This is a genomic window from Sulfurospirillum sp. E15m, assembly GCF_059415145.1.
Window position 1 is genome coordinate 240,659 of sequence record NZ_JCAHZS010000001.1, and the last position, 23,720, is coordinate 264,378.

At 40.0% G+C, this 23,720-nt stretch carries 28 protein-coding genes; 13 read left to right on the forward strand and 15 right to left on the reverse strand.

Annotated elements, in window-relative coordinates:
- Window positions 1-145: 145 nt before the first annotated feature.
- Together AC5SLP_RS01225 and AC5SLP_RS01230 are read right to left on the reverse strand one after the other, a co-directional pair.
- Entirely contained in the window at window positions 146-610 is a 465-nt protein-coding gene (locus tag AC5SLP_RS01225; RefSeq protein WP_495253316.1) for a threonine/serine exporter family protein, read from the reverse strand.
- Between the two features lie 2 nt (window positions 611-612).
- Window positions 613-1,467 (reverse strand): threonine/serine exporter family protein, encoded by an 855-nt coding sequence (locus AC5SLP_RS01230; RefSeq protein WP_495253317.1) that lies wholly within the window; start codon window positions 1,465-1,467, stop codon window positions 613-615.
- Window positions 1,468-1,814: 347 nt separating this feature from the next.
- Between AC5SLP_RS01230 and AC5SLP_RS01235 the strand changes: the two genes are divergently transcribed.
- Both AC5SLP_RS01235 and AC5SLP_RS01240 read left to right on the forward strand, forming a co-directional pair.
- On the forward strand, window positions 1,815-2,747 hold the full coding sequence (locus AC5SLP_RS01235; protein WP_495253318.1) for a lactate/malate family dehydrogenase: 933 nt from the start codon (window positions 1,815-1,817) through the stop codon (window positions 2,745-2,747).
- A gap of 106 nt (window positions 2,748-2,853) precedes the next feature.
- Window positions 2,854-3,768: a hypothetical protein gene (locus AC5SLP_RS01240; protein WP_495253319.1), complete on the forward strand. Its 915-nt coding sequence runs from the start codon at window positions 2,854-2,856 to the stop codon at window positions 3,766-3,768.
- 48 nt (window positions 3,769-3,816) lie between these two features.
- Here AC5SLP_RS01240 and AC5SLP_RS01245 read toward each other — a convergent pair whose 3' ends face one another.
- Complete coding sequence (locus tag AC5SLP_RS01245) at window positions 3,817-4,848, reverse strand: AraC family transcriptional regulator (RefSeq protein WP_495253320.1); 1,032 nt, start codon at window positions 4,846-4,848, stop codon at window positions 3,817-3,819.
- A 151-nt stretch (window positions 4,849-4,999) separates the two neighbouring features.
- Between AC5SLP_RS01245 and AC5SLP_RS01250 the strand changes: the two genes are divergently transcribed.
- Window positions 5,000-5,770, forward strand: coding sequence for a dimethylarginine dimethylaminohydrolase family protein (locus AC5SLP_RS01250; protein ID WP_495253321.1), 771 nt, complete (start codon window positions 5,000-5,002; stop codon window positions 5,768-5,770).
- Here AC5SLP_RS01250 and AC5SLP_RS01255 read toward each other — a convergent pair.
- From AC5SLP_RS01255 to AC5SLP_RS01270, 4 genes are read right to left on the reverse strand one after another with little or no spacing between them, the layout of a single operon-like run.
- Complete coding sequence (locus tag AC5SLP_RS01255; RefSeq protein ID WP_495253322.1) at window positions 5,767-6,156, reverse strand: VOC family protein; 390 nt, start codon at window positions 6,154-6,156, stop codon at window positions 5,767-5,769. The genes AC5SLP_RS01250 and AC5SLP_RS01255 overlap by 4 nt on opposite strands.
- 54 nt (window positions 6,157-6,210) lie before the next feature.
- Window positions 6,211-6,789 carry a DJ-1/PfpI family protein gene (locus tag AC5SLP_RS01260; protein WP_495253323.1) on the reverse strand — a complete coding sequence of 193 codons (579 nt, stop codon included), beginning with the start codon at window positions 6,787-6,789 and terminating at the stop codon, window positions 6,211-6,213.
- Between the two features lie 60 nt (window positions 6,790-6,849).
- Window positions 6,850-8,748: an Aq_1262 family (lipo)protein gene (locus tag AC5SLP_RS01265; RefSeq protein ID WP_495253324.1), complete on the reverse strand. Its 1,899-nt coding sequence runs from the start codon at window positions 8,746-8,748 to the stop codon at window positions 6,850-6,852.
- Entirely contained in the window at window positions 8,729-10,573 is a 1,845-nt protein-coding gene (locus tag AC5SLP_RS01270) for a PhoX family protein (protein WP_495253325.1), read from the reverse strand. The genes AC5SLP_RS01265 and AC5SLP_RS01270 overlap by 20 nt, the downstream gene beginning before the upstream one ends.
- A 150-nt stretch (window positions 10,574-10,723) precedes the next feature.
- Here AC5SLP_RS01270 and AC5SLP_RS01275 point away from each other — a divergent pair, with 150 nt between their 5' ends.
- Together AC5SLP_RS01275 and AC5SLP_RS01280 are read left to right on the forward strand one after the other, a co-directional pair.
- On the forward strand, window positions 10,724-11,464 hold the full coding sequence (locus tag AC5SLP_RS01275) for a dienelactone hydrolase family protein (protein ID WP_495253326.1): 741 nt from the start codon (window positions 10,724-10,726) through the stop codon (window positions 11,462-11,464).
- Window positions 11,465-11,510: 46 nt separating this feature from the next.
- The gene (locus tag AC5SLP_RS01280; protein ID WP_495253327.1) at window positions 11,511-11,876 is read left to right on the forward strand and encodes a hypothetical protein; all 366 of its coding nucleotides are present in this window, start codon (window positions 11,511-11,513) and stop codon (window positions 11,874-11,876) included.
- Here AC5SLP_RS01280 and AC5SLP_RS01285 read toward each other — a convergent pair whose 3' ends face one another.
- Window positions 11,877-12,236 carry a hypothetical protein gene (locus tag AC5SLP_RS01285; protein ID WP_495253328.1) on the reverse strand — a complete coding sequence of 120 codons (360 nt, stop codon included), beginning with the start codon at window positions 12,234-12,236 and terminating at the stop codon, window positions 11,877-11,879.
- A gap of 144 nt (window positions 12,237-12,380) precedes the next feature.
- Here AC5SLP_RS01285 and AC5SLP_RS01290 point away from each other — a divergent pair, with 144 nt between their 5' ends.
- Window positions 12,381-13,685, forward strand: coding sequence for an EAL domain-containing protein (locus AC5SLP_RS01290; protein WP_495253329.1), 1,305 nt, complete (start codon window positions 12,381-12,383; stop codon window positions 13,683-13,685).
- A 17-nt stretch (window positions 13,686-13,702) separates the two neighbouring features.
- On the opposite strand, the gene AC5SLP_RS01295 is transcribed toward AC5SLP_RS01290, so the two are convergent.
- Window positions 13,703-14,053, reverse strand: coding sequence for a hypothetical protein (locus AC5SLP_RS01295; RefSeq protein ID WP_495253330.1), 351 nt, complete (start codon window positions 14,051-14,053; stop codon window positions 13,703-13,705).
- A 200-nt stretch (window positions 14,054-14,253) separates the two neighbouring features.
- Between AC5SLP_RS01295 and AC5SLP_RS01300 the strand changes: the two genes are divergently transcribed.
- Window positions 14,254-15,570, forward strand: a complete 1,317-nt coding sequence (locus tag AC5SLP_RS01300) for an APC family permease (RefSeq protein ID WP_495253331.1) — start codon at window positions 14,254-14,256, stop codon at window positions 15,568-15,570.
- A 67-nt stretch (window positions 15,571-15,637) separates the two neighbouring features.
- Here AC5SLP_RS01300 and trxC read toward each other — a convergent pair whose 3' ends face one another.
- Entirely contained in the window at window positions 15,638-16,060 is a 423-nt protein-coding gene (trxC, locus tag AC5SLP_RS01305) for a thioredoxin TrxC (protein ID WP_495253332.1), read from the reverse strand.
- Between the two features lie 3 nt (window positions 16,061-16,063).
- Window positions 16,064-16,900 (reverse strand): DUF4392 domain-containing protein, encoded by an 837-nt coding sequence (locus AC5SLP_RS01310; RefSeq protein ID WP_495253333.1) that lies wholly within the window; start codon window positions 16,898-16,900, stop codon window positions 16,064-16,066.
- 88 nt (window positions 16,901-16,988) lie between these two features.
- Between AC5SLP_RS01310 and AC5SLP_RS01315 the strand changes: the two genes are divergently transcribed.
- Window positions 16,989-17,756 carry a putative hydro-lyase gene (locus tag AC5SLP_RS01315; protein ID WP_495253334.1) on the forward strand — a complete coding sequence of 256 codons (768 nt, stop codon included), beginning with the start codon at window positions 16,989-16,991 and terminating at the stop codon, window positions 17,754-17,756.
- Window positions 17,757-17,793: 37 nt separating this feature from the next.
- Here AC5SLP_RS01315 and AC5SLP_RS01320 read toward each other — a convergent pair whose 3' ends face one another.
- Window positions 17,794-18,684: a polysaccharide deacetylase family protein gene (locus AC5SLP_RS01320; RefSeq protein ID WP_495253335.1), complete on the reverse strand. Its 891-nt coding sequence runs from the start codon at window positions 18,682-18,684 to the stop codon at window positions 17,794-17,796.
- A 139-nt stretch (window positions 18,685-18,823) separates the two neighbouring features.
- Here AC5SLP_RS01320 and AC5SLP_RS01325 point away from each other — a divergent pair, with 139 nt between their 5' ends.
- Complete coding sequence (locus tag AC5SLP_RS01325) at window positions 18,824-19,075, forward strand: hypothetical protein (protein WP_495253336.1); 252 nt, start codon at window positions 18,824-18,826, stop codon at window positions 19,073-19,075.
- Window positions 19,076-19,489: an ester cyclase gene (locus AC5SLP_RS01330; protein WP_495253337.1), complete on the forward strand. Its 414-nt coding sequence runs from the start codon at window positions 19,076-19,078 to the stop codon at window positions 19,487-19,489. It begins immediately after the preceding gene.
- On the opposite strand, the gene AC5SLP_RS01335 is transcribed toward AC5SLP_RS01330, so the two are convergent.
- From AC5SLP_RS01335 to AC5SLP_RS01345, 3 genes are read right to left on the reverse strand one after another with little or no spacing between them, the layout of a single operon-like run.
- Window positions 19,483-20,340 (reverse strand): DMT family transporter, encoded by an 858-nt coding sequence (locus AC5SLP_RS01335; protein ID WP_495253338.1) that lies wholly within the window; start codon window positions 20,338-20,340, stop codon window positions 19,483-19,485. The genes AC5SLP_RS01330 and AC5SLP_RS01335 overlap by 7 nt on opposite strands.
- Before the next feature lie 6 nt (window positions 20,341-20,346).
- Complete coding sequence (locus AC5SLP_RS01340) at window positions 20,347-20,574, reverse strand: VF530 family protein (protein ID WP_495253339.1); 228 nt, start codon at window positions 20,572-20,574, stop codon at window positions 20,347-20,349.
- Between the two features lie 56 nt (window positions 20,575-20,630).
- The gene (locus tag AC5SLP_RS01345; RefSeq protein ID WP_495253340.1) at window positions 20,631-21,383 is read right to left on the reverse strand and encodes an SDR family oxidoreductase; all 753 of its coding nucleotides are present in this window, start codon (window positions 21,381-21,383) and stop codon (window positions 20,631-20,633) included.
- 267 nt (window positions 21,384-21,650) lie between these two features.
- On the opposite strand from AC5SLP_RS01345, the gene AC5SLP_RS01350 reads away from it, so the two are divergent.
- From AC5SLP_RS01350 to AC5SLP_RS01360, 3 genes are all read left to right on the forward strand, one after another.
- Window positions 21,651-21,875: a hypothetical protein gene (locus AC5SLP_RS01350; RefSeq protein WP_495253341.1), complete on the forward strand. Its 225-nt coding sequence runs from the start codon at window positions 21,651-21,653 to the stop codon at window positions 21,873-21,875.
- Window positions 21,868-22,524: a hypothetical protein gene (locus AC5SLP_RS01355; protein ID WP_495253342.1), complete on the forward strand. Its 657-nt coding sequence runs from the start codon at window positions 21,868-21,870 to the stop codon at window positions 22,522-22,524. Before AC5SLP_RS01350 ends, AC5SLP_RS01355 begins: the two co-directional genes overlap by 8 nt.
- A 68-nt stretch (window positions 22,525-22,592) precedes the next feature.
- Entirely contained in the window at window positions 22,593-23,720 is a 1,128-nt protein-coding gene (locus tag AC5SLP_RS01360; RefSeq protein ID WP_495253343.1) for a branched-chain amino acid ABC transporter substrate-binding protein, read from the forward strand.

The following is a 23,720-nucleotide window of genomic DNA, read 5'->3' on the forward strand; positions in this document are numbered from 1 at the left end:
GGTCGCTGGTTCGAATCCAGCATTCGGAGCCACTCTTTTTTTAATCCCCTTTTAAATTCACCATTCTAATCAAATCTAAATTCTATACTGTGCCTAAAGCATGTTAATAGACATTTACATGTAAAAATGTTTTGTGTGATGCGTGTTAGATAATAGGTTGTTTTCGTTTTGTATAGTACATAGAAGGCAAGACCAGTCCAAACGCAATGGCAAATAAGATACTAACCGCGTGTAGTCCGTTTTGAATAAAACTTGAAAGCAAAGTGTCTGTGACACCATCGCTGTTCATTGAGACAAGGCTTATCATCATTTCATAGGCATATTTTCCAGGAATCATTGGAATAATAGAAGGAACCGTATACACCGGGCGAGGCATAACGTAACGACGTGACCAAAAAACACTGATGATGCCAATCGCTGTCGCGGCAATAAACGTTGAGAGTTCGATGGAAAAGTGTTGGTGCATCAAAGCTTCTCTTAGACCGTATGTAAATGCGCCACCTATCGCGCAAAATGGCAAGGCGGAGCGTGGAACGTTGAAGATCATCCCAAATCCGACAGCAGGAATTGCAGCCCATAAGGCATTGAGTAAGAGTGTAATCCATACCATCGTTACCAACCTTTGAGTTTCAAAAGACCCATCGCCAACATGATACCAAGCGAAGACATAAGGGTCAGTAATGTAGCCTGCGTCCAACGTCCCCATCCCATACTGATATAGCCTTTGAAGGCATCTAGCATCGAATTGATGTATGGAAACCCGGGTACAAGTAACAAAACACTTGAAGAGAGGACGATACTAGGGGTACTGCTAATATCTTGGTAAAAGGAGAGGCTAGCGATTAGCGTGCACACAAAAGCGGTAAATGCAAAAACGATTAATAAAGAGTAATTGCGACGAGAAAGCTCTCTTCTAACAATCATTCCAATCGATGCCGCTAAAAAAGTAATGAGAAATCCCATCCAATCAGCTCCTTGCAAATGGCTAAAAGCCGCACAAGCAATTCCAATGGTAGGGATAAGCAGCCATGCAGGATAAGGATTTGAATGAATCGCTGCTAGTTTTCGCTCTACCAACATAATATCGTGAGGGTTTTGTTCTGCCAAAATACAAATAGAGACAATTTGATGGACAATGGACATATTAATGGGTTGTTCATGTGCGCGTCTTGTTGTTGTGACCGAAGAATCCCCCACAAGCGTGGTTAGAACAATGGCTGAGGGAATCAAGGACATTTCAATAGACGTACAGCCTAATGCAATTCCTAGGCGAGAGGTGAGTTGCTCAATCAAGCGACTTTCTGCGCCGTATTCAAGGAGCATCGCAGCGACTCTAACTGCAACAGTTGTGATTCTCGTTTGCTCTTCATGCGTAATCGTGAAAAATCCTTTTGCTGTTCTATAAACAAAATCATAGTAGAAATAGGCTAAAAGTAAAAGAGATTGGCGTATTTTTTTCAAAATCATAGGCAAATCTTTGTGTTTTATCTTTATAAAATAACGATTTATGGCTCTTGCATTATGCGTTGGTGACGTAAAATCTCATAGATTATTTATAATGTATTAACAAACAGTTCATATCTTGTTTAAGTTAAGTGTCTATACTTTCATTACCAAGACAATACCTCCTTTTTGGAAAACAACCTAACTTTTTTTATACTAACGCTCAGATTGCCCGGTCTGAGCGTTTTTTATTTCACCTCTATTTTTTCTCTCCTTTGCCATTCATTAGCCTAAGCAAACATGCCCAATTTTTCACCTATGTTCTTTGCGCATTGAATGTATAATTCCTCAGAATATTTCAAAGGAAAATAATGCGCGTAGGAATTATCGGAGCAGGCGGTGTCGGCGTTGAGTTAGTGAATTATTTGCTAACACTTGGCAGTATGAGTGAAATTGTCTTAGTCAATCGAAACAAAGAAAAAGCAATGGGAGAAGTGGCTGATTTTTCGTATGTCGAGTCATTTACGTACGCACGTAACACCCATTTGCACAGTGGCGATTATGTTGATTGTGCACATTGCGATGTCATTGTCATCACCGCTGGCATTACACTCAAAGAAGAGGGACAAACCAGAGATACTCTTTTAGGTGAGAATGCCACGTTAATAAAAGAAATCGTCCATGAACTCCACACTTATGCGCCACAAGCTATTCTTATCATGGTGACCAATCCAGTGGATATTTTAACCCATATCGCTTACAAAGAAGGGCTTTATCCTAGAGAGCGTTTGATTAGTGCAGGCACGCTTGTTGATACGGCGCGTTTTATGAAAATCGTTAGTAAAAAAGTGGGAATTGACCCTAAAAACATCAACGGGTATATTTTAGGAGAACATGGCAAAGGAAGTACGCTTCCGTGGAGTATTTGCAATATTTGCGGGCTAGATGTCGATACGTTTTGCGAATTAAATGGCTTGCCATTGTTGGATAGAGCGCAGATTTACCGTGATGTGATTAATGCAGGATTTGAAGTGTTTAAGCACAAAGGCAATACCAATCATAGTACGGCTGCGAGCGTTTTTCGCATCATTCGTGCGATTGCCAATGACGAGCATTCGGTTCTTCCTTTAGGCGTTTATCTGGAAGGCGAATACAATCTTTATGATGTAGTCCTCAATGTTCCTGTGGTAGTTACGCGCAAAGGTGCAAGTAAAATTCTTAAATATAAACTGCTTCCTGAAGAACTTGAAGCATTACATGTCAGTGCAAAAGCGATGCAAGCCATGGCAAAAAGTGTCTGTTGAAAACAGTTGAGGTGAACGAAAAAATACTTTTAAAAATGAAAAAAAAGAAGGTACCAATAGTTTGAAACTATGATACAATTTTCAGATTCTTTTTAAAAGGTTGCAGATGGGAATTAGTAGTAAAAAACTGGAAGCTTTAATTGATGATGTTGTGTTGCCATTTGAAAAATTTATCATTGAAGATTCAAGACTTGCAGAGTATCTTGCTGACCCAGAGGTCGCAAAAGTTCACAATTTAGCGGTATCAAAACTCACCATTTATATCTATTCTGATATCAAACGGGCATACGCTTACATCCAAGAAGGAGCGAAAGCGCATAAAGAAAAACATATCCCTCTTGCAAACCTCAAAGAATTTTACAGCCTTTACTTTTTACTGTGCAAAGAGTGGAATCAAAAACATTTTGAAGCAGAAAATCGCTTCGGAACCAATTTAGAAACCATCGAGCAATTTGTCTATGAATCGTTTGCTCAAAATAATGAAGCGAAAGATGATTTTTATCTCTACGATTCAGAAGCTCTGACAGATGATTTGGCCAAGATGCACTATAAAGATGAGGCAAAGATAAGCGCGGTAGATTTTTGTGCAGAAGGTACGATAGATGAGCTTGACATTCAAGATATTTTGGAATGTTGCAGTGAACTCTACGAAGGCGTTCAAGACTATAATATCGAGCACAATCAAGACTACTTTAGCAACATTAACGAAAAAATTAGCTCTTATGCAAGTATCATGGAAAAGAACTTGGAATTTCGAGATTTGGGATTTAGCCTATCCAAATTGTCTCAACTTTTAGATGAGCATATCGCAACACTTGCTGAACATGTCAATAAAAAGAAGATTTTGGTTATTTTACGTGCGATTACCGAGGATTTAATCTCTTGGACCGATGCGGTTTTAAAAGAAAAAACGGCTATTGATATACACTATTTAGATGCTTCTTTACTCTCCAGTATCATCCAGTTTGAAATGATACTGTTGCCTCCAGCCGAAGAAGAAGACTCGCTAGAATTCTTTTAATCTTTTACATGTAAAAGAGCATTGAGCTACGAGCAGTGCGATAACTGCTCATGCTTTGTGTGTGTGCTGCTCCAACCAATGTGCAGGGCTGCATTGATACCACTGTTTAAATGCGCGACTAAAAGAACTAAGTTCACCATATCCCAGAAGCGTTGCAATCATCGTAATTTCCATACCATCTCTTAAGTACTGAAGGGCAAGTTTTTTGCGAACTTCCATTAAGAGGGATGCAAAACTTTCTCCTTCATTTTTGAGCTGTTTTTGCAAATTTCGAGGATGCAGTGAGAGTCTTTTAGCAACACTTTGCAGTGAAAAATCAAGCTCTTCAATGCATAAAATAATCTGCCTTGAAACTTTCTCACTCAAACCCTCTTTGGGTGGAAGGTCTAGATATTTGTTTGCTTCCTTCTCAAAAAAAGCAAGTAGGGCTTCATTGTCATAAAGCGTTTTGATGTGAAGCGATGAGGTCTCAAAAACCAAAATATTTTCAGGCTGATCAAACGAAATCTCTGTGCCAAAGTAAGTATGATAACGCTCAATGTATTTGGGTTTAGCGTGCCTAAACAATGTTTTGGATGGAATAATCTTTTGCGAAGCAATTTGGTTGATGATGCTTAAAAGTGCACAAAAATGAACTTCAGCCATAGAGGTTTCAAACATAACATCACTCAGGCTCGATTCTCCCAACAGCCGTAAATAGGTGTATTCACCAACGTGTTGCAACGTGGGATGAAAGCGATTGCCCAGTAGGCGATGGTATTTACAGAGTTTGACTAAAGCATCGTAGAGACTTTTACTGTGCAGCATCATATAGCCCAAAATTCCTAAAGAGTAAGGCTTACTCGCCGTTCCTAATTTAAATAAAAATTCGACATCCTTAGTTTGGGCAATGATTTCATCTATAAAACTAGCTAAAAATGCAACATTGACAAAGGCGTGTTTGTCCTCCAACAGCGTTTCATCCAAGCCCACTTTAACTAACAGTGCGGAGATATCAAGCGTATAGTTTTGACGCAAAAATACAATGATGGCGTTAAAAATCTGAATCGGGATTTTTTGAGAGGGTAATGGTTTATTCATACGCTTTTCCTAGAGTTACGTTTTTTATCGGTTCCATATGAGCCTTAAGCGATGTAAAATACTGATGGCATTATAGGCAATCTTCTTAAACAAGGCTAGAAAAGTTGTGCTATGATTGCACTTTTTGACTTTATGCATAGAAGGATTGTCCATGTTGATGGCTATCACCCATCTGCCTTCCCCAAAACTACAAGAGTGTGAACTCACTTTTTTACAAAGTGAGCCGATTGATATGAACAAAGCCACTATACAGCACGCGGCATATAGAGCGATGTTAGAGCGTTGTGGCGCACACGTCATCGCATTGGATGAAAATTTGGATTGTCCTGATAGCGTGTTCGTGGAAGACCCTATCATCGTTTTTGATGAAATCGCCGTTTTGACCTCTATGGGTGTGGATTCTAGAAGAAAAGAGAGTGAAGCAATGGCAAAAACATTTGCCAAGTACCGTACGGTTAAACGCATCACGCTTCCCGCTAAAATCGAAGGCGGCGATGTCCTTAAAATTGGCAAAAAGATTTTTGTCGGTGAGTCGCCTCGTACAAACAAAGAAGGCATCAAAGCGCTAGAAGCGATAATCAAACCTTTTGGTTACAGCGTTACTCCCGTTAAAGTAACGGGCTGTTTGCACCTTAAAACGGGCTGCACCGCGCTGGATGAAAAGACACTGCTTATCAATGCCGATTGGGTTGATTCAAACGCATTTGAAGGGTTTACCAAAATCGATGTTCCCGCAGACGAGCCTTTTGGCGCAAACGTCCTTAAAATAGGTGACATCCTTTGCATGAACGAAGCCTTTCCTAAAAGCATTGCGCTTGTCAAATCACTCGGTTATAAGGTTGATTCGTCCGACATCAGCGAGTTTGTCAAAGCTGAAGCGGGACTAACGTGCATGAGTGTGCCGTTTCGTTGGGAAAATTAAAAGGCAACTAATTCGTTGGCAACTTCAATGAGATTGCCATCGGGGTCGCGAAAATAGATAGAGAGTAATTCGCCTCTTGCACCCGTTCGTCTAACGGGTCCTTCTAAGCACGCGATGCCACATGCATGCAGGTGTTCTAAAACCTTTTTGATAGGTTTGAGTGTGATAAAGCAAAGATCACCCGCGCCTGCGGTTGGGTGCATCGCTTTAGGTTCAAATTCGTGTCCGCTTTGGTGGAGATTGATTTTACTATGACCAAATTTCAAGGCTTTGCGACCTTTAAAGGTGACTTCTTCCATTTCCAAAACACGCGTATAAAATGCAATGCTTTTTTCAATATCCATGACCGTTAAAACCAAATGGTCTAAATGTGAAATCAATCCCATAAAAAACCTTTTTAAGTAAGAAGAGGAGACGTTCTCCTCTTTACATGTAAAAATTTACAGCGTGATTTTTGTGCCTAGAACCACTAAAAATTTTGCAATCCATTGTGGATGTGCTGGCCATGCGGGGGCTGTAACAAGATTGCCATCCACGGCGGCTTCAGTGACTTCAATAGCTTTATACGTTCCGCCTGCTTTAGTCACTTCAGGAGCGCATGCCGGGTAAGCGGAGCAACTTTTGCCTCCTAGAACATCAGCGGCGGCTAAGAGTTGTGCGCCGTGGCAAATGGCCGCAATGGGTTTATTGGCTTTGGAGAAATGACGCACGATCTCTAACACTTTTTCATCCAATCGTAAATATTCCGGCGCTCGCCCACCAGGAATGACCAAGGCGTCAAAGTTGCTAGGTACAATCGTGTCAAATGTTCCATTTAGTGTAAAATTGTGACCTGGTTTTTCACTGTACGTCTGGTCGCCCTCAAAATCATGGACTGCCGTTCGAACAAATTCCCCTGCTTTTTTCTTAGGACACACAGCAACAACGTTGTGACCAACTGCGCTTAGCGCTTGAAAGGGAACCATAATCTCATAGTCCTCAACAAAATCTCCAACAATAAACAAAATGTTTTTTGCCATAGTGACTCCTTAAAAATAGTGGAATACTAGATTATAACGCTTTTATATTAGAAAATATGTCTATTTTGCATAATGCTCAAAAACCAAAGGATATTTTAAAAGTGGCAGATACTCGCCATCATACAGCGCATCTTTTTCATCAATCAATGTTGGAGCATTTCCTACACTCTCCATAATGTTTGCCTCTTTTTCGATGGGTCTATCGGTAATAATATCGCCTATCTGGTACGCCGAGCCATCTAAATGGGTATAGCCTTCGTGTGCGTTACGGTAATAACGAAATGTAAAAGGAGTCGTATCAAAAACATCTTTGCCTAATGTAAAACGCTGGGTTGCAACCACTTTACGATAGTTGATAGCTCCGTGTAATGCTTCTTTGGGTGTTGGATAAAACAGTGCCGGCTCAATTAAGCTCTCGTTTGTTAGGTAGGCTTTGCGTGCTACAAACGTTTGCATCAGTTTTACATGTAAACGCTGTTGGGATACCAAAGTCTCGGGATGCGTGGTATCAAGCTCCTTCCAATCATCGCTGTAGCCATTAGCTTTAGTGATGTGTTGCACCAAAAAATCTTCCATACTTTTTGGCATCATGCCATACAAATTTGCACCGACAACATGTTTTAAAAAGTAGCCAAATTCACCTTCATTGGCCGCTCGATTCACTGGGTCGCCCATAGAGGTGAGCGCTTTGCCTTGGCGTGTATGATAGCCTAGATAGTCCATCTCCCTCCAGCCTAATTTTGCAGGAAATTTGCGGGGAAATGCCCACGTAGAATCAATGGTATTGCCCGTTCCAGAGGTAAAAGCGGAGGGTTCAAATCCATAATTATCGCTATGACACCCGATGCATTGCATCAACTCTTCAGCCTTTTGTGGTCGTAAGTCGCCTTTGGCATCTTCGATAAACCCAGCGAGTATCCATCCTGCACCGTTGTTAATCCACCCTTGCTTTTCATTAAGATAGATGGGCGCGTTCTCCTCTTTTTCTGCCGCTTCGCCGGGATAAAACATTTTGGTTTTAACCATATAGCGAATCTCCTTGACTCTTTGTGCGCGAGTGCCTTTGGTGCGTAAATCGACATAATGCAGTGGATGTGCAAACTCGGTATAAAGTGGGTAAAGACCACGAGTGACTTCAACGGTATTGGCTTTGCCAACGTAATGTGTTGCATCTTTTTGTGTGAGTCTATCGGTAATCGCACGCTCTAAAAGGTCGAGATTTTGGATGTAGATTTTTTCACTCCAATGCCCTTGTTCATCTTGCATAAAGATGTGAGGCAAACGAATATAAATGCCAGAGACACTGCCGTTCATAGGGGTGAAAATACCGTAAGGCATAAAATTAATCGCGCGCCAGCCTGTCATATCTCCAAAAATGGCTTTATGTTTATCCGTTGTTCTGACAAAGCCGTCCTCTTTAGCCGGCAAATCCGAAGGGTCGAGGTCGGGAAAAAGTCGCCATGGCGAATCGTCGATGCCGTTGTCCCAGCCCATTTTTCCGTGACGTTTGGCATAAGCCTTTTTCCAATTATCTTCCATTAGATACGCGAGCATCGTGTTTTCATCAAAACGGTGGGCGCTTTGTTGGTACGCCTGTTCGAGCTTTTCAGGATAGAGTGTATTTTCCCACGGGTTGATGGTTGCCATTTTGCTCTGTTTAGATGCTGGGGTGAAACTGTAAGTGGTTTGAAGATTGCCTGTAACACTGGAAAGTCCAGCTTGGGGATTGTTATTGCCAAGACGCGCGCGAGCAGGGGCATTGGTATGGCAAAACAGACAAGCATTTTGCGTCCCGCCCATCGTTTCGATATAGCATTGAGCGGGAATATTGGCATAAGGATTTGGCAACGTTAAACGACTGATAAATTCACCGACCAAAGAGCCGCCAAAGCCCATGATAGGGCTTAGGCTGAGGCAAAAGGTCGCACGTAAAAAGCGGTTATAGACCAGGGATGCCATAGATGTATCCCACAGGTGCTTGAAATTTGTCGATAAGCGGTGTTAGTTTCGCTTTCAGTTCTTTGCTGGTGGTTTTCGTAAAATCACCTTGGTGTTGCGCGTTACTCATAATGTACGCATATCCATTAAGGTTTTCGACGACTTGAAGTCCTGTGGATTCTGCACCCGCTGGAATGGAGAGAATACGTGAGAGTTTTTTCGTGTCAATGTTATACGCCCAAAGGTAATTATTGACATGAGCTCCGCTGTCTTCGCCGATGAAGAGTGTACGAGCACGAGAAGAGTAGAAGAGATTGTCAGTATTGGCTATTTTATCAACCACACAGGTGTTTCCTTGCGCATCCATCGCCATCTCTTCCCCTAAGAGGGCATTTGGAACGTGCATAAAGGTTGGAACAAACTCACTTGGAATCGCTTCATTATTGCTGTCTTTAACATGGCTTGAAAGCGTTAGCTCATAGGTACCGCCACAGCTGTTTTTTGCGATACGAATATCATCTTTTGCAAAAGAGCTGTCTTTGGCCATACCTTTTTCAATGTAGGACATCGCGATGTAGAGTTTTTTATCTTCAGGGTTAAATGCAACTCCTTCCATTTTGTTAAACTCTGTTGTTGCGCCAAGGTATGCTGAGTAACGTCTGGTCTCTAAAAATGCCGCAACACGTTCCATGCCCGGTTTGAGTTTTAGGTACTCGATTTCAGAGTGACCTGCTTTGATGGCTTTAAAGCCTTCGTGTTTTTTTGCGTCAAATTCAGCGGGTGCATACGCTTCAAAGATGTCGTTAAAGGTGTATTTATCTTTCCACTCGGCAACTTCTTTTGAGGTAGCGTGCCCGAGTTTAATCCACGATAAATTGGCTTGTCCGCCATCACGCGCACCATCTTCATTGGTTTGTTTCCAAATAGCGGCATACAGCGTTCCGCTATCAAGATTACCGGATGCATCGCCAATGTACATGTAAAGTCCGACATACGCTCCATCATCGCCAAAGAAAGCGGTTTTGCCATCACTCATGATTTTTGACATTTCCCATGTTCCACGTCCCATCGCGTAGTGTTTTGTCACCGTAGTATCGCCTTTTTGGCTCACGGCAACTTCCGTGATATGACCATAATCATAAGGATTTGCCTCTTTTTTACCTTCAAAATAAAGCTCGCTCATTGCTTTTAAGCCTTTTTGAGCTTTTTTATAGTTTTTGCCACTTGCTGCTGTAAAGAAGAGGTCATAATCTTCTTCCGTTCCTAGATGCGTATTCCAAGGTGTTTGTGAACCAGCACACGGAATCCAGATGCCGCCCACGCTTGAAAAATCAATCGGTTTTTGATCGAATGCTTTAAGCTTTCCTGTTTTTGGGTCTTGTTTGATAGACGTAAGCGTCATGCTCATAGGCGCTCTTTCATGCCAGACATCGGTTTTTTCAGCCGATGAACCATCGCTTAAAATCCAGTCATATTCATAATGTGTGACTAAAAATAAAGAGCCATTGACATTTAAAAGTGAGTTGCTATCGGGCGTTTCTGCAATCAGTGGTTTTCCAAAAGGGTCCATAAGCGGCTTCATAGACATAGAATAGAGCTGACCCGCTGGGTTTTTATTGGTTCCGACTTTGTCTTTAACGCCAAAAAGTGTTTGATAAGAAAGGTTACGTTCGATTTTCCCACCACTTTCAGTGTGAATAATGACTTTAGCTTCTGAGTAAGCTTTTGCCATCTGTTCAGGGGTACTTGGTGCATTCATACCCACAAATTCAACAGAAGTGCCCGCACACAAACTTGACGCCACTAAAGAGAGCGATACGCATAATGTTTTTAACCTATTTTTCACAACATCCTCCAAAAAATTTAGTTTTAAAATCGTAGAGAAGAAGAGTTACAAATGTGTTACAATCTTAAAAAGCCGCATTAAATCGATAGATTATTATAAGATTGAAGGAAGCTTCTTTACAATAATTTAACAAAAACCAAGGAGTCTAAAATGAAGCATGGATGGATTGTGTTAGTGATGTCATTGTTTGCAACATTTGCTGGTGCAAAAGAGATGTTTGTGCCTTACATGGTTGATGGTAAAACGTATGAAGGGTATTACAGCTCACCCAAAGAGCATGCGCCTTTAGTGTTTATCGTGCATGATTGGGATGGGCTTAATGCGTATGAAATCAAACGCGCCAAAATGCTTAATGCGCTTGGTTATGCCACCTTCGCGGTTGATTTGTTTGGTAAAGATGTAAAACCTGTGAGCGTTGATGAAAAAAAAGCTTTGACCAATGCTTTGTACAGTGATAGAGCCAAAATGCGTAAACTCTTAGACGCGGGTTATGCGGCTGCTAAAAAAGAGGGAGCCAATGTCTCTAATGCGATTGGCATAGGATACTGTTTTGGCGGAGCGGCACTGTTAGAAATGGCACGTAGCGGCACACCTTTGAAAGGGTTTGCGATTTTTCATGGCGGTTTAGCGACACCCAGTGGAGAAGACTATAGAAAAACAAAAGGGTTTATTTTAGTGATGCATGGTTCAGCCGATGCAAGTGTGAGTTTAGATGAGTTCGCAGCACTAGGCAAGGAGCTAGAAAAAACAGGCATTAAACACGAAATGATTACATATAGCGGAGCGCCGCATGCGTTTACCGTCTTTGGGACAGAGCGTTATAGAGAAGATGCCGATAAAAAATCATGGCGTAGACTGGTTGAATTTTTAGGAGAAGTGCTTCCATTATAAGGTATGTTTTTTGCTTGTATCTTTTACATGTAAAAAGGAGTTCATGATGGACAACAGACTTTTTCAAATTGACCCGTATGCAGGCATCAGTTACGGATTGTACAACTCCCTTAAAGGTGAAGATGCTAGTTTTGAAGACTTTTTATTGCATTATGATTCTAAAGGTGCTAGTGAAGGCGACAACGGTTGGCTCACGAAAATGATGGCACAAGATACCATGAACGCACTCAGTTCCCCAGAAGTTTGGGAAGCGATGAATACACTCGGTGTTGGGGGACTTGATTTTTCAAGCTCAATGGATTTTTTCGATACCCAAGTGTACGCATCTAAGATGCAACTGATGGAAGCCTTTAGTAAGAGAGCGGATTACGCAGAGATGAAGCCTCTTTTAACACAACTTTTAAGTCTTTAATTAACGACACACATACGTAATCAAGTCTAACTCAATGGAACCAATCGTTGGTCTTGTCCATTGGGTTGGATTTGCTGTGTTAATCTCTTTGACGGATTTGACACTGGTTCCCATAGAGCGAATATACTTAGAGGGGCAGTTGATTTCTACTTTTCCATATAAAATCGTATCGTAACCCAAGCGTTTATAAGTCACTTGATAGATAGTAGCGTTTTTACTAGCTTCTAGAATATAATATTTGTAAATATCCTTATACGCTGTTCGAGGAATCTCTGTCTCTTGCGATTTTCTCGTGGCGGCATTGGCATTTAATGCCAATAAAAGAGATGCCAAACTGACCAAAATTTTTGATTTATTCATAGAATCTCCTTTGTTCAATTTAAAACGATTGTAGCAAAAGATGACTCAATCTGCGGTTATCCTCATAATTTTTTCGATTTTTCCAATCTTTCGATACAATATCGTTGTTAAGTTTTGGCGACTATTTATACAGAGGCATACACAATGGAAAAGAGTTTAGATAAAGAGCTTCGCCTCCAAGAGAAAATAAAATTTCTTTCTCGCGAACTTCGTATGGTTCAGCACAATCTTGTTGAACAATTTTATACAGACCCTCTCACGCGTCTACCCAACCTCTATAAATTACGCCATGACCTTGAAGAAACCAATCAATTTACCCTCATCCTTGCCAATATTGATAATTTCAAACTTTTGAATGACTTTTACGGTTTTGTTGTGGGTGATTTTATTTTAGAATCCTTTGCAAAGAGTCTAAAGCAGGAATTACCCGATATTTCCGTGTACCGAATCGCGGGCGATGAGTTTGCCATTTTACTCAAAGAGAAAATGAATTTTTATCTTTTAAAAAACTACCTAAGCCAGCTTTCAAAGCGTTTGACACACCTAAAATACGCCTATGCTCAAACGGAAATTTATGTGGATTGCACGCTTTCTTCCAATGCCAGTGACAACAATGAAGATATTTTCTCTAAAGTGAGTATGGCGTTGAAATATGCAAAAAATGCACAGCTTAAATATTGGATTTACGAAGAGTCGATGCATTTTCCACAAGAGTATGAAAGCAATCTCAAATATGCGACCAAAGTGCGTAAAGCCATTGTAGATTTTTCGGGCATCGTTCCTTATTTTCAGCCGATTATCGACAACCAAACCGATGAAATTATCAAATTTGAATCCCTTTCTCGTTTGATTGATGAAGAGGGTGTGATTCACTCACCGCATAATTTTATTCCTGTGGCGAAGATGATTAAAGTGTACGATAAAATCACAATTGCGATTATTGAAAAGACATTTGCCGTGTTTGAAAAAAACGCGTATGACTTTAGTATCAACCTCTCGTTTGAAGATATTATCAACCAAGATATTTACGATTTTATTATCGCAAAACTGCGTAATTCAAATATGGGTGAACGTGTTACATTTGAGCTTTTGGAGTCTGAGCGCGTCAATGACTTCAATAAAGTAGTGCGTTTTTTCAATGAAATTAAACGCTATGGCGCTAAAGTCGCTATAGATGATTTTGGAAGCGGTTTTTCCAACTTTTCGTATATCATCAAGCTCAATCCTGATTTTATTAAAATCGATGGTAGTCTCATCAAAGATATTGACAAAGATAAAAACGCACAAATCGTTGTGGAAACAATCGTTGATTTTTCCAAAAAAATGGGCATTCAAACGATTGCAGAGTTTGTGCATTCCAGTACCGTTCTCTCTACCGTGAAACAGTTAGGCATTGACTATTCGCAAGGCTATTTTATCGATATGCCGTCTCCTGAAATTACCGAATAGTTTTTACATGTAAAACGTTACGCAACCTCGCAGTCCCAAAGAATCGACACACCATATTCTGCATCGGGGACGATGTATTTAAAATATTCTCCCGTGCCTTTTCGCCCATGCAAACGCACCGTAATTTGCCCTTCACTGAGCAATTTTTTCATCTCATTTTCACTAAAACTGCGTTTGTTCCAACGTAAAAAAGCATTGGAATAGACCCGAAAACGACATGAAGAAGTAGCACTAAAGACCAAGTCATCGTTAATATCTCGCTCTTTTATGGCATGCTCACACGTGTAAAGATTGACCTTCTGCCCTTGAATCGTAAGCTTTTGCGATACAACTGTGCCACCGCAATACGGACATTTGCCAAGAACCATCATGCACCTCAATGTTGATTTATGGCGTTATGGTAGCAAAGGAAAAAAGGAAGGATTGAAAATATTTCAGAATGAAAGAAATAGGGTTTATTTTAAATGTAAAAATATGATGCTGTTTTGTATCTTTTTATTTTTGTGTACAATTTTATGAAGCATTAGAGCAAGAAAAATTAATTTTTAGGATGTGTGATAAGAATATGATGAAAAAAATTTTTTCTCGAAAACGTGATAAAGCATTGGGTCTTTTAGAGCTTATTGCTATTGCTCTTGGCGGAATGATAGGTGGTGGTATTTTTACAGTTTTGGGTATATCTGTTTCTATGATTGGTGTTTTTACCCCTGTCGCTTTTATTTTAGGGGGATTCCTTGCGCTGTTTGCTGCGTATTCGTATGTGAAGCTGGGTGTTTACTACAAAGACGAAGGCGCAACATATTCATTTTATAAGAAAACATTTCCCGAGTCACATTTTGCGGCATCTTTAGTGGGATGGTGGATTTCATTTGGTTATATCAGCACATTGGCATTGTACGCATATACATTTGCGTCTTATGCTATTAGTGGATTTTCATTTGCAGATAATGGATGGATTCGAAAGTTGGTGGCTGGAGGTATCATTTTAGTATATACGCTCATCAATGTTTGGAGTGTTAAGGGCATGGGCAAGATAGAAGATTTGATGGTTTATACAAAATTAGTTTTATTAACAATTATTTCTTTAGTATTAATGACGCATGCAAATACAACATTGCCTATACTTTTGCAAACAAGTGGTGATGCAACAGTTTTATCAGTCTTAATTGTTGCCTCACTTACCTTTGTTTCGTTCGAGGGGTTTCAGTTAGTCATTCATGCTGTAGATGAGATGGAAAATCCAGTGAAAAATATTCCAAGAGCTATTTACAGCGCTATTGTTATCGCAGCATTGGTCTATATCATTATTTCTTTAGGTGCTATTTTAGCAATACCTTTTGAAAATATTGTCAAAAATAAAGAGTATGCCCTCGCTTCTGGTGCAAAAGAGATATTAGGGCAGTTAGGATTTGATGTTGTTATTATGGGAGCATTACTTGCAACCAGTAGTGCAATCAGCGGGACACTTTTTGGTGCATCAAGACTGATGGCAGTTATTGCTGAGGATGGTTATTTACCAACATTTTTAATGACAAGAAGAGATAATATTCCTGTCTATGCTATTTTGATAATGGCAGCATTAGCATTTGTTTTGATTTTAGTAGGAAATTTAAAAGTCATTTTAGAGTTTGGCAGTGTCACTTTTTTGCTTGTGTCATTGTTGATGGCAATTGCCAATTTTAAAATACACACGCATACGCATTCGTCGCTACTTTTAACTTTGATTTCGATGATGGGTCTTATGGTCGGGATGAGTTTAATTCTCTATTATGAAGCTACTACACAAATGGAACAAGTCTTTTTTATCATAGGAATTTATACGATTTTAACGCTAGGTGCATGGGTGTTTTCTTCTGTGGTGCAGCGAAAGAAGAGTGAAGCGTAGTTCTGTTCTGAATGTAAAAATACTAAAACAAACACTTTACATGTAAGTTTAGAAACTTACATGTAAATTACAAAAACCTCTGAATAAACGCATCCAATCCTTCATCACTCATGGCTCCAGATACACGTTCAATCTCTTTGCCGTCTTTAAAAACAATCAAGGTCGGGATAGAGCGGATTTTAAAGCGAGAGGCTAAAAACTGCTCGGCTTCGGTATCGACTTTAGCAAAGAGAATGCGTAATGGATAGGCGCGTGCGGCTTGTTGAAAGGTGGGGGCAAAGGATTTGCACGGTCCACACCACGGCGCCCAAAAATCAACAATAACAGGAACGTCGGTACTCTCTAAGACCGCATCCAGTGTGTCACTAGTAAGTGCAATAGGATGCGGGTCAAGTAAGCTTTCTTTGCATTTACCGCAATTGGCTTTTTTATAGACTTCAAGTTTTGGGACATTATTGGTAGCCAAACAGTGTGAACAGATGACTTTCATGATTTATCCTTTTGTTGCATATTCTTTCAAAGCGCCTAGAATTTGTGGTTCTATCTCCCAGTCTTTACCATCGACTGACATCACAGATTCTCGTTTGATACCATCGACGGAACCTTTGGAAACGATGAACGCCAAGTATTTTTCGACCTCTTCAAACGAGGGCAAAAGATTTACATGTAAAACCCTTTCTAGCTCTGCTATGAAGCCATATCCGCCCCAGTTAGAGACTGATGCTATCATCGGATAATCGCAAGGAATGACACAGTAGTCATAAAAAAATTCTTTGTCTTTTAACACTTCGGCAAAGCTTCCCATCCCGACTTCATTGCCACCATCACCGATGCCAAAGCTAGGAGCGGTTTTGCTTCCAAGTTTGAAAAGTTCATCCACAGGAGCGGTAAATTCTTTGATGTCTACACCGCGTGAATTAAGATAACTGCCCTCTGCATTTTGACCACAGCGTTCAATTGAAAGGTGACAGATAGGTTTATACGTATTTAAAAGTAGCGTGCTTTCTGCTTCACTTAAACCTGTAAGCGGGATATAGAGTGTCTTCACATCGAAAAAATAATCTTCACAAAAATGATCGGTGATGATAACGGGGGTATAGCCCAGTTTTTCAAATGCTTTGGCCAAAAAGTAAGCGCCTAGCGGGCCATCGGTTTCAGCGTAGCCTGCGACATAAAAGCCAGTATAGATAAAAATAACCCCACGTTCAAGTTTTAAAAAAGCATCGACAGCCTTTTTAGTGTGTTCATAAGGAAAGTGGGCTTGGATTTTGTCCATGTGACGTGTTGAATGCTGAAGAGTAATCTCTTCGATTGAGCTAAAAGCGTACATAAATACCTTTACATGTAAAAAAGTTATTAAAAAAAATTGTATCTAAAAATTTGATACAATTCGATTAGTTTTTGATTAAAGGATAGTTATGTCACCAAAAGAATTACGCGCAAAAATAGCGAAAGGTGAATTTACACGACCAACAGCAGGCGAATGTCCTGGTTATATACAGATGAATATGGTAGCATTGCCTAAAGCGTATGCTAAAGGATTTGAGGCATTTGCTAAGGCGAACTCTAAAGCGATTCCTGTCCTTGAAGTGATTAGTGATGGACATATTTCACATGTTTTAGCACCCGGTGCTGACATCTTAAAAGAGATTCCAAAATACAATATTTTACGTGATGGCGTGGTTGTTGAAACCGTAACGGACATCACGCCTTATTATCAACCAGATTTAGTGTTTTTCTTGATTGGGTGCAGTTTTTCATTTGAAACCGCGCTCATCGAAAACGGTATGCCGCTTCGTCATGTTGATCAACAAAAAAATGTTGCGATGTATCGTACGAACATTACACTCAAACCTGTTGAAGGGTTTGAAGGTGAAATGGTGGTGAGTATGCGCCCGATCAAAAAAGAGAAAGTGGCAGATGCGTGTGTCGTGACCAGTCATTTTCCACGAATGCACGGCTCGCCGATACAAGTAGGATACCCCGAAATGATAGGCATTGGCGATGTTTCAAAGCCTGATTATGGCGACGCGATTGAAATCAAAGCCGATGAAATTCCACTCTTTTGGCCATGTGGGGTGACGCCTCAAAATGTCATCACAAAGATGAAACTGCCTTTTGCAATTACCCACGCGCCCGGACACATGTTTGTGACCGATAAAAAAGACAGCGAATACTACGAATAATCATTTTAACACCAAGCTTTTAAAGCTTGGTGTTAAACTACGGTACAAATGCCTCTTTAATCGCGTGAAATTGATACGCCTTTAAAATCTTCGGAAGTTTGGCTTCCAACAGCTTAATCCCTTGTGGCTCATTTTTATTGCCATGAACCAAAATAAAACTCCCCTCTTTGACAGGCTCATTTTTAGCAATCCACGCATTCGCAGAAAGCGGAATGAGAAAGTAAGTTTCTTTAAGTTCCTTCATCAGTGCTTTATCGGCAATGAGTCCTGGAAAACGAAAAAATACCGAAGGCGTAACGCCATGCTCTATCAAAGTTTGTTCAAGTCCTAAAATTTCTTGTTTGACATTGGTATTTGGATGCAACATAAAATTTTTGCTATTGGGAAGATGCGGGTCATAAAAATGGCTAAAGGTATGATTGACCCATGTAATGTCAAGACGAGGATTGTTTGCAAGTTCTTTAAAAGCACTTTCGTGGTGCGTTATCCATGCGGAACTCACGGCAATGGCGATAGGCGTTGTGCCATTTTTAGCAGTTAAATTCTCTAAAAAGGTATTTTCATATCCTTTTTTAGAAGAGGGGCATAAATCCATCGTAAGATAAATTGCGTGTGAAAGGGAAGTGAATGCTTTGGGTGTGCCGCCTTTTGAATCAAAGGAGGTAGATTGTTTGAGGAGCGATGCAAACGGTGTTGTTTTAAAACGCTCATCTAATGGTTGGAGCGCAACATGGTTAAGTTCTTGAATAGATGTTTCTAATGTATAAGGATTTAATGTCAGATAATACGTCTTCTCATGGTCTTTAAATTTACGCAACGTCATAAAAAAATTGCCCTCTTTTTGGTACGATGCAACAGAGACCTCATAGTGTTCTAACGCTAGTAATGGCAGCGTAAAACCAAGCCATAAAACGATAACTTTGAGCATGTAAACTCCTTTCAAAAGAATTTTAGCTATTTTTTGAAAAAATATGATTATAATTTCGCTAAATATTGCGTTGGCGGTGTTTGAGCATTCAAACGTTTTGTATGACTAAAAGTCTATTTTTTGTAATGAGAATTAAAGTATGACGGCTAATGAAGCAGTTTTAGAAATGCGTTACAGTGGAATCCCTGAAGAAGATATCGAAGAGATTCTAGAGGTGTGTAAGAAAAAAGGCCTTACGCCACAGAACATTGATGAAGAACTTGAAAAAAAAGGTTTAGACAAAGTTTTCGAGTTTGAATACGATGCGAGTGAAAGTTGGTTTGAAAGTGGTGCAAGTGCCCCTGCCCATAAGGTACCTGGAAAACAGGGGTCAGAAAAGGAAAAAAATTAGATGGCAAGGCAAATAAGGCAGATTATTGAAGAGTACTATGAGGTGCTTTGGAACGATAAAAAATTGGATCAAGCACATCGCTTTTTAGACCCTTCGTTAAATTTTAGAGGCTCTTTGGGTATGAGAGTCGATAGTATTAATGGTTTTTGTGACTACGCTAAGATGCTTTTTAGTGCTTTCCCAAATTTGTATCATGTGATTGAAGATATTGTCATCGAAGGTGATAAAGCGGCTGTAAGATTGGTTTATACGGGAACGCACTCGGGTAAACTGTTTGGATTTGAACCAACGGGCAATCGAATTCGCTATTCAGGTTCTTGCTTCTTTAAATTTGAAAATGAAAAAATTGTCGATGCTTGGGTTTTAGGCGACCTTAATGCGCTCTACGGACAGCTTAACGTTTCAAATCAATAATTTCTTTGCCTCTTTAATGCCATCATGGAATGAATGACTAAGGTTGTCACGATGATGGCTCCTCCAATAAGTGTGTTTATCAGCGGTTTTTCATCTAACAATATCCACACCCAAAACGGGGCTAACAGCGGTTCTATAATCGTCAGCAGTGCAACTTCAACGGATGATAAGACTTTCGTACCCACACCAATAAATGCTCTCGAAATCGGTGTTAAGATAATTCCCATAAACAAAATAATCCCTAATGAATAGGTATCGGGTAGGGCGATGGGAGCCGATAATGCCGCCAGTAAAGAAGCAATGAGTGTGCCCGTGCCAAAGCATGCTAAACGATTGACCTCTTTGTTACGCTCAAAAATAAACAGCATAGAAATAAACGCAAAAACGCACGCAAATGCGTAAAGATTCCCTTCCATATTGCCAAGACCTAAGTCATTAAATAAAATAATGAAGAGTCCCACAAAAACAAAAAAGATAGCGACGAAGGTACGAAAAGGTGTTTTGGTTTTAAAGAATAAAAAAGACATCAAGGCACTGATGAGAGGACCTGTGCTTAAGATAAAAACGGCACTGGCAACACTGGTATGTTTGACCGCAAGAATAAAGAAAAAATTACTCAGTCCCGTACACAAGGCACAGACTAAAATGGCGAGTATTTGATGACGATACAGCTCTATGATGCGCCAGCGATATTGGAGAAACAATGTGGCATTGAGACTGATAAACATGCAAATACCAAAATAAAATGTAAAGTTTTGAGCGATGACGTACGTCATCTTAATCAATGGAGATTCAAAACTCATTAAAATCATACCCAGGGTAGTAAACCCAAATGCTTTTGCGTATGTCATCAAAAATTACTTGGTGTGTGTCGCGCGGAAACTAAGATAAAGTTTTTCGAGTTTTTCTCTTGCCCAAGGGGTTTTTCGAAAAAATTTCAATGAAGAATTGATGCTAGGATTGACATGAAAACAGTTTACGCGCATAAGCTCATCCAGCTTCTCCCAGCCATAATGTGCGTGTAATTCCGTAATCATCTTTTCTAGAGTGATTCCATGAAGAGGGTTGTTAGTGTGTGTATCCATAATGACCTCAAAATAAAATTACATGTAAAGCATTACGCTTTACATGTAAAAAGAGTTTAATACTTTTCAACAACGAGTCCGCCGTAACTTTGTACCGTTGGCATAATCTCGATGGTATTGACATTGACATGGGCTGGAAGTTCTGCCAATGTGAAAATCGTATTGGCAATGTCTTCTTTTGATAGTGGCGTTGAATTGGCATACACTGCGTCCGCTTTTGCCTTGTCACCTTTGAAACGAATGTCGGAAAACTCCGTTTGCGCCATGCCGGGTTCAATATTGGTGACACGGACGTGTGTGCCTTTTAGGTCTGTGCGTAGGTTGAGCGAAAATTGTCTGACAAACGCTTTGGTTGCGCCATAGACGTTGCCACCTTGATACGGCCATGTACCTGCGGTTGAGCCAAGATTGAAAATATAACCGCTTTTACGTTCAACCATGATAGGTAAAACCGCTTTTGTTACGTAGAGTAAACCTTTGATGTTGGTATCAATCATCGTTTCCCAATCATCTAAATTGGCTTCATTCGCACACTCTAGTCCTAAGGCAAGACCTGCATTATTGACTAAAATATCGATGTTTTTGTACTCCTCTGGTAGGGATGCAATGGCTTGAAACACATCAGCTTTTTGTGTAACATCAAAGCATAATGGCAAAATATCACAGCCTGAAAGACGCGCTTTTAAGGCATTTAAGCGTTCACGTCTGCGACCAGTGACAATAACTTTATACCCTGCTTTAGCAAATTTTTCTGCCGTCGCTTCTCCAAATCCTGAAGTTGCACCTGTAATCAAAACAATTTTTGCCATAATGATCCTTTAGATGTTTTTTGTGATTATAGCTTATGGAGGTATAATGATACCTTTTGTAACTCATGTAAAAAAATTTTTTTTACCCTCAATTTCTAAATATAGCCTTAAAATGGCTCTTTTAAAGCACATAATTAAACTAATCACACACTTTGCGTAAAAATTCATCATCTCGATGTAGATAACTTTTCAAAAAATATACTAAGATTTCCTTGTTGGTCAAAAAGTACTACTTTTAGTATTCTTAATTTTTACTAAGGGAATAACGTGGCAAAGCAGAAATTTGGTCGTGATGTAATTCAAAGCGTGATAGAAAAGCATCAAACAAAAAAACGTGAAATTGCTCAATTGACGATTAAGATTGATGCAAATTTAGATATAGCACTCTCTAAGCTCGCCAATGCCCTTAACATCTCTAAAAACAGATTGATTGAAGATATATTGCTTGAAAGCGGTGTCATGCAAGAAGTTGAGGAGAACTATTATGAGTAATTTTCCTTCTCAAGCGATGGTTGTTCAAGCGACATTAGATGGCATTAAACAAGCCGAACGTAACTTCCTTTTTTGGACAAACAATCGCTTAACCCTTTCCGCAGGTCCTCAAAAAATTCTTTGTATTCATGTTGCGCAAGCATTAAGTTTGATTGAAAATGCCCCAGAAGTCTTCATTGATGCCACCGTTTCAGATATATTGCGCTGTTCACTTCCCAATCGAAAAGCATTTAAAACGTTTATGGAAAAAAATGCCCTTTCCCAAGGTGTTTTTAGCATCACTTTGGATGAGCGCTTTACCCACAGTAACCACAATGACTCTATTTCACGCGTGATTATGATGCTTAAAAATGGTGTTTGCAATGCAAAAGCGGAGTACAGTTTTGAAATTGAGAGGCTGTGCAAAATGTTGCAGAGAAAAAGTAAAGAAGAATCGATGCTGGATTATGGTATTTTTGCTTTCTATGCAGATATTTCAACGCAAGCGAGAAAAAAACTGACGAAGCGTGTTCCAGAAATCATTGCGAGTTTTGATGAAGTGGTGAGTCATTTCCCCTCTTTAAAAGCGAGTTTTCATGCCACAGCGATTCAACAGATTGAAGATGTAGGCGAGTGGATGGCAGGGTGTTACGTCATAGAACCCAAGTAGACGTTACATTCAAACATTTACATGTAAAAATGTTTGGGTGTGATTTCAAACTTTTAAAAGGAGATGGGATGAAAAAAATGTTACCAAAAATCGCTGCTTCGTTAGTGGCATGCTCAATGTTAGCGAGTGTAAGTGTCGCTGCTGATGTGATTAAAATTGGTGTTCAAGCTCCAATTACAGGTCAATACGCCAGTGAAGGCCAAAGCATAGATAACGGTGTTAAACTCATCGTTGATCAGTACAATGCAAAAGGCGGGGTGCTTGGCAAAAAAATCGAAGTCGTAACATGTGATGACCAAGGTGCTGCACAGCAAGCAGCTATTTGTGCTAAAAAATTGGTCAATGAAGGTGTCAAAGCGGTTATTGGTTCGTACACATCTGGTGCAACAGAAGCGGCTCAAACAACCTATAACAGAGCAGGCGTCCTTCAAACCAGCGATGGTACAAGTGACTCTTTGATCGCACACAAATACTGGACATTTTTCAGAAACTCTTTTCCAAACAGTGCTGAGGCTGACTTTACAGCCAAATATTTTGTTGATGGCAAAAAATACAAAAAAATTGTCATTCTCTCAGACTACTCAAGTTACTCAACCGATTTAGCAGACGCAACCTCTAAAGCGCTCAAAGCTAAAAATGCCAATATCATTTATGAAGGCAAAATCAAATCAGGTACACAAAACTTTACAGCGACTTTGACAAAAATCAAGTCAATGGAGCCCGATGTTATCTATTTTAGTGGTTACTATACCGATGGTGGACTCCTTCGTGCGCAACAAATGCAACTTGGCATTAAAGCAGACTTCGTTGGCGGTGACTCAAATGACAATCCAGACTATATGAAACTAGCAGGCGACAGTGCAAAAGGAACCTTCTTGATTAATGTTCCAACGCCAGATATCTTGCCTTATGACATTGCTAGAACATTCTTAGTCGATTACAAAGCAAAATACAACATGATGCCAGCTTCTATCTGGTCATTGATGAACGTCGATGGTCTTCGTGTCATTTTACATGCAATGGAAGAGACAAAATCAGAAGATACAAAAACCATTGCAGCGGCAATGCATAAACTCAAAGATTTTCCAGGCATCACAGGTCCTGTGACATTTAGAGAAGACGGTGAAAGAATTGGCGGTGGTTATATGACCTATGAAGTACAAGCCGATAAAAGCTATAAAATCGTTTACCAATAA

Bases quoted from the DNA above. Each gene is read 5' to 3' on its own strand.
- AC5SLP_RS01225 (WP_495253316.1), bottom strand. From the start codon at position 610: ATGGTATGGATTACACTCTTACTCAATGCCTTATGGGCTGCAATTCCT.
- trxC (WP_495253332.1), bottom strand. From the start codon at position 16,060: ATGAAAGTCATCTGTTCACACTGTTTGGCTACCAATAATGTCCCAAAA.
- AC5SLP_RS01245 (WP_495253320.1), bottom strand. From the start codon at position 4,848: ATGAATAAACCATTACCCTCTCAAAAAATCCCGATTCAGATTTTTAAC.
- AC5SLP_RS01260 (WP_495253323.1), bottom strand. From the start codon at position 6,789: ATGGCAAAAAACATTTTGTTTATTGTTGGAGATTTTGTTGAGGACTAT.
- AC5SLP_RS01355 (WP_495253342.1), top strand. From the start codon at position 21,868: ATGAGTAATTTTCCTTCTCAAGCGATGGTTGTTCAAGCGACATTAGAT.
- AC5SLP_RS01250 (WP_495253321.1), top strand. From the start codon at position 5,000: ATGTTGATGGCTATCACCCATCTGCCTTCCCCAAAACTACAAGAGTGT.
- AC5SLP_RS01320 (WP_495253335.1), bottom strand. From the start codon at position 18,684: ATGCTCAAAGTTATCGTTTTATGGCTTGGTTTTACGCTGCCATTACTA.
- AC5SLP_RS01240 (WP_495253319.1), top strand. From the start codon at position 2,854: ATGGGAATTAGTAGTAAAAAACTGGAAGCTTTAATTGATGATGTTGTG.
- AC5SLP_RS01295 (WP_495253330.1), bottom strand. From the start codon at position 14,053: ATGGTTCTTGGCAAATGTCCGTATTGCGGTGGCACAGTTGTATCGCAA.
- AC5SLP_RS01265 (WP_495253324.1), bottom strand. From the start codon at position 8,748: ATGGCATCCCTGGTCTATAACCGCTTTTTACGTGCGACCTTTTGCCTC.
- AC5SLP_RS01300 (WP_495253331.1), top strand. From the start codon at position 14,254: ATGAAAAAAATTTTTTCTCGAAAACGTGATAAAGCATTGGGTCTTTTA.
- AC5SLP_RS01280 (WP_495253327.1), top strand. From the start codon at position 11,511: ATGGACAACAGACTTTTTCAAATTGACCCGTATGCAGGCATCAGTTAC.
- AC5SLP_RS01315 (WP_495253334.1), top strand. From the start codon at position 16,989: ATGTCACCAAAAGAATTACGCGCAAAAATAGCGAAAGGTGAATTTACA.
- AC5SLP_RS01290 (WP_495253329.1), top strand. From the start codon at position 12,381: ATGGAAAAGAGTTTAGATAAAGAGCTTCGCCTCCAAGAGAAAATAAAA.
- AC5SLP_RS01275 (WP_495253326.1), top strand. From the start codon at position 10,724: ATGAAGCATGGATGGATTGTGTTAGTGATGTCATTGTTTGCAACATTT.
- AC5SLP_RS01340 (WP_495253339.1), bottom strand. From the start codon at position 20,574: ATGGATACACACACTAACAACCCTCTTCATGGAATCACTCTAGAAAAG.
- AC5SLP_RS01330 (WP_495253337.1), top strand. From the start codon at position 19,076: ATGGCAAGGCAAATAAGGCAGATTATTGAAGAGTACTATGAGGTGCTT.
- AC5SLP_RS01325 (WP_495253336.1), top strand. From the start codon at position 18,824: ATGACGGCTAATGAAGCAGTTTTAGAAATGCGTTACAGTGGAATCCCT.
- AC5SLP_RS01235 (WP_495253318.1), top strand. From the start codon at position 1,815: ATGCGCGTAGGAATTATCGGAGCAGGCGGTGTCGGCGTTGAGTTAGTG.
- AC5SLP_RS01335 (WP_495253338.1), bottom strand. From the start codon at position 20,340: ATGACATACGCAAAAGCATTTGGGTTTACTACCCTGGGTATGATTTTA.
- AC5SLP_RS01255 (WP_495253322.1), bottom strand. From the start codon at position 6,156: ATGGGATTGATTTCACATTTAGACCATTTGGTTTTAACGGTCATGGAT.
- AC5SLP_RS01360 (WP_495253343.1), top strand. From the start codon at position 22,593: ATGAAAAAAATGTTACCAAAAATCGCTGCTTCGTTAGTGGCATGCTCA.
- AC5SLP_RS01310 (WP_495253333.1), bottom strand. From the start codon at position 16,900: ATGTACGCTTTTAGCTCAATCGAAGAGATTACTCTTCAGCATTCAACA.
- AC5SLP_RS01345 (WP_495253340.1), bottom strand. From the start codon at position 21,383: ATGGCAAAAATTGTTTTGATTACAGGTGCAACTTCAGGATTTGGAGAA.
- AC5SLP_RS01230 (WP_495253317.1), bottom strand. From the start codon at position 1,467: ATGATTTTGAAAAAAATACGCCAATCTCTTTTACTTTTAGCCTATTTC.
- AC5SLP_RS01285 (WP_495253328.1), bottom strand. From the start codon at position 12,236: ATGAATAAATCAAAAATTTTGGTCAGTTTGGCATCTCTTTTATTGGCA.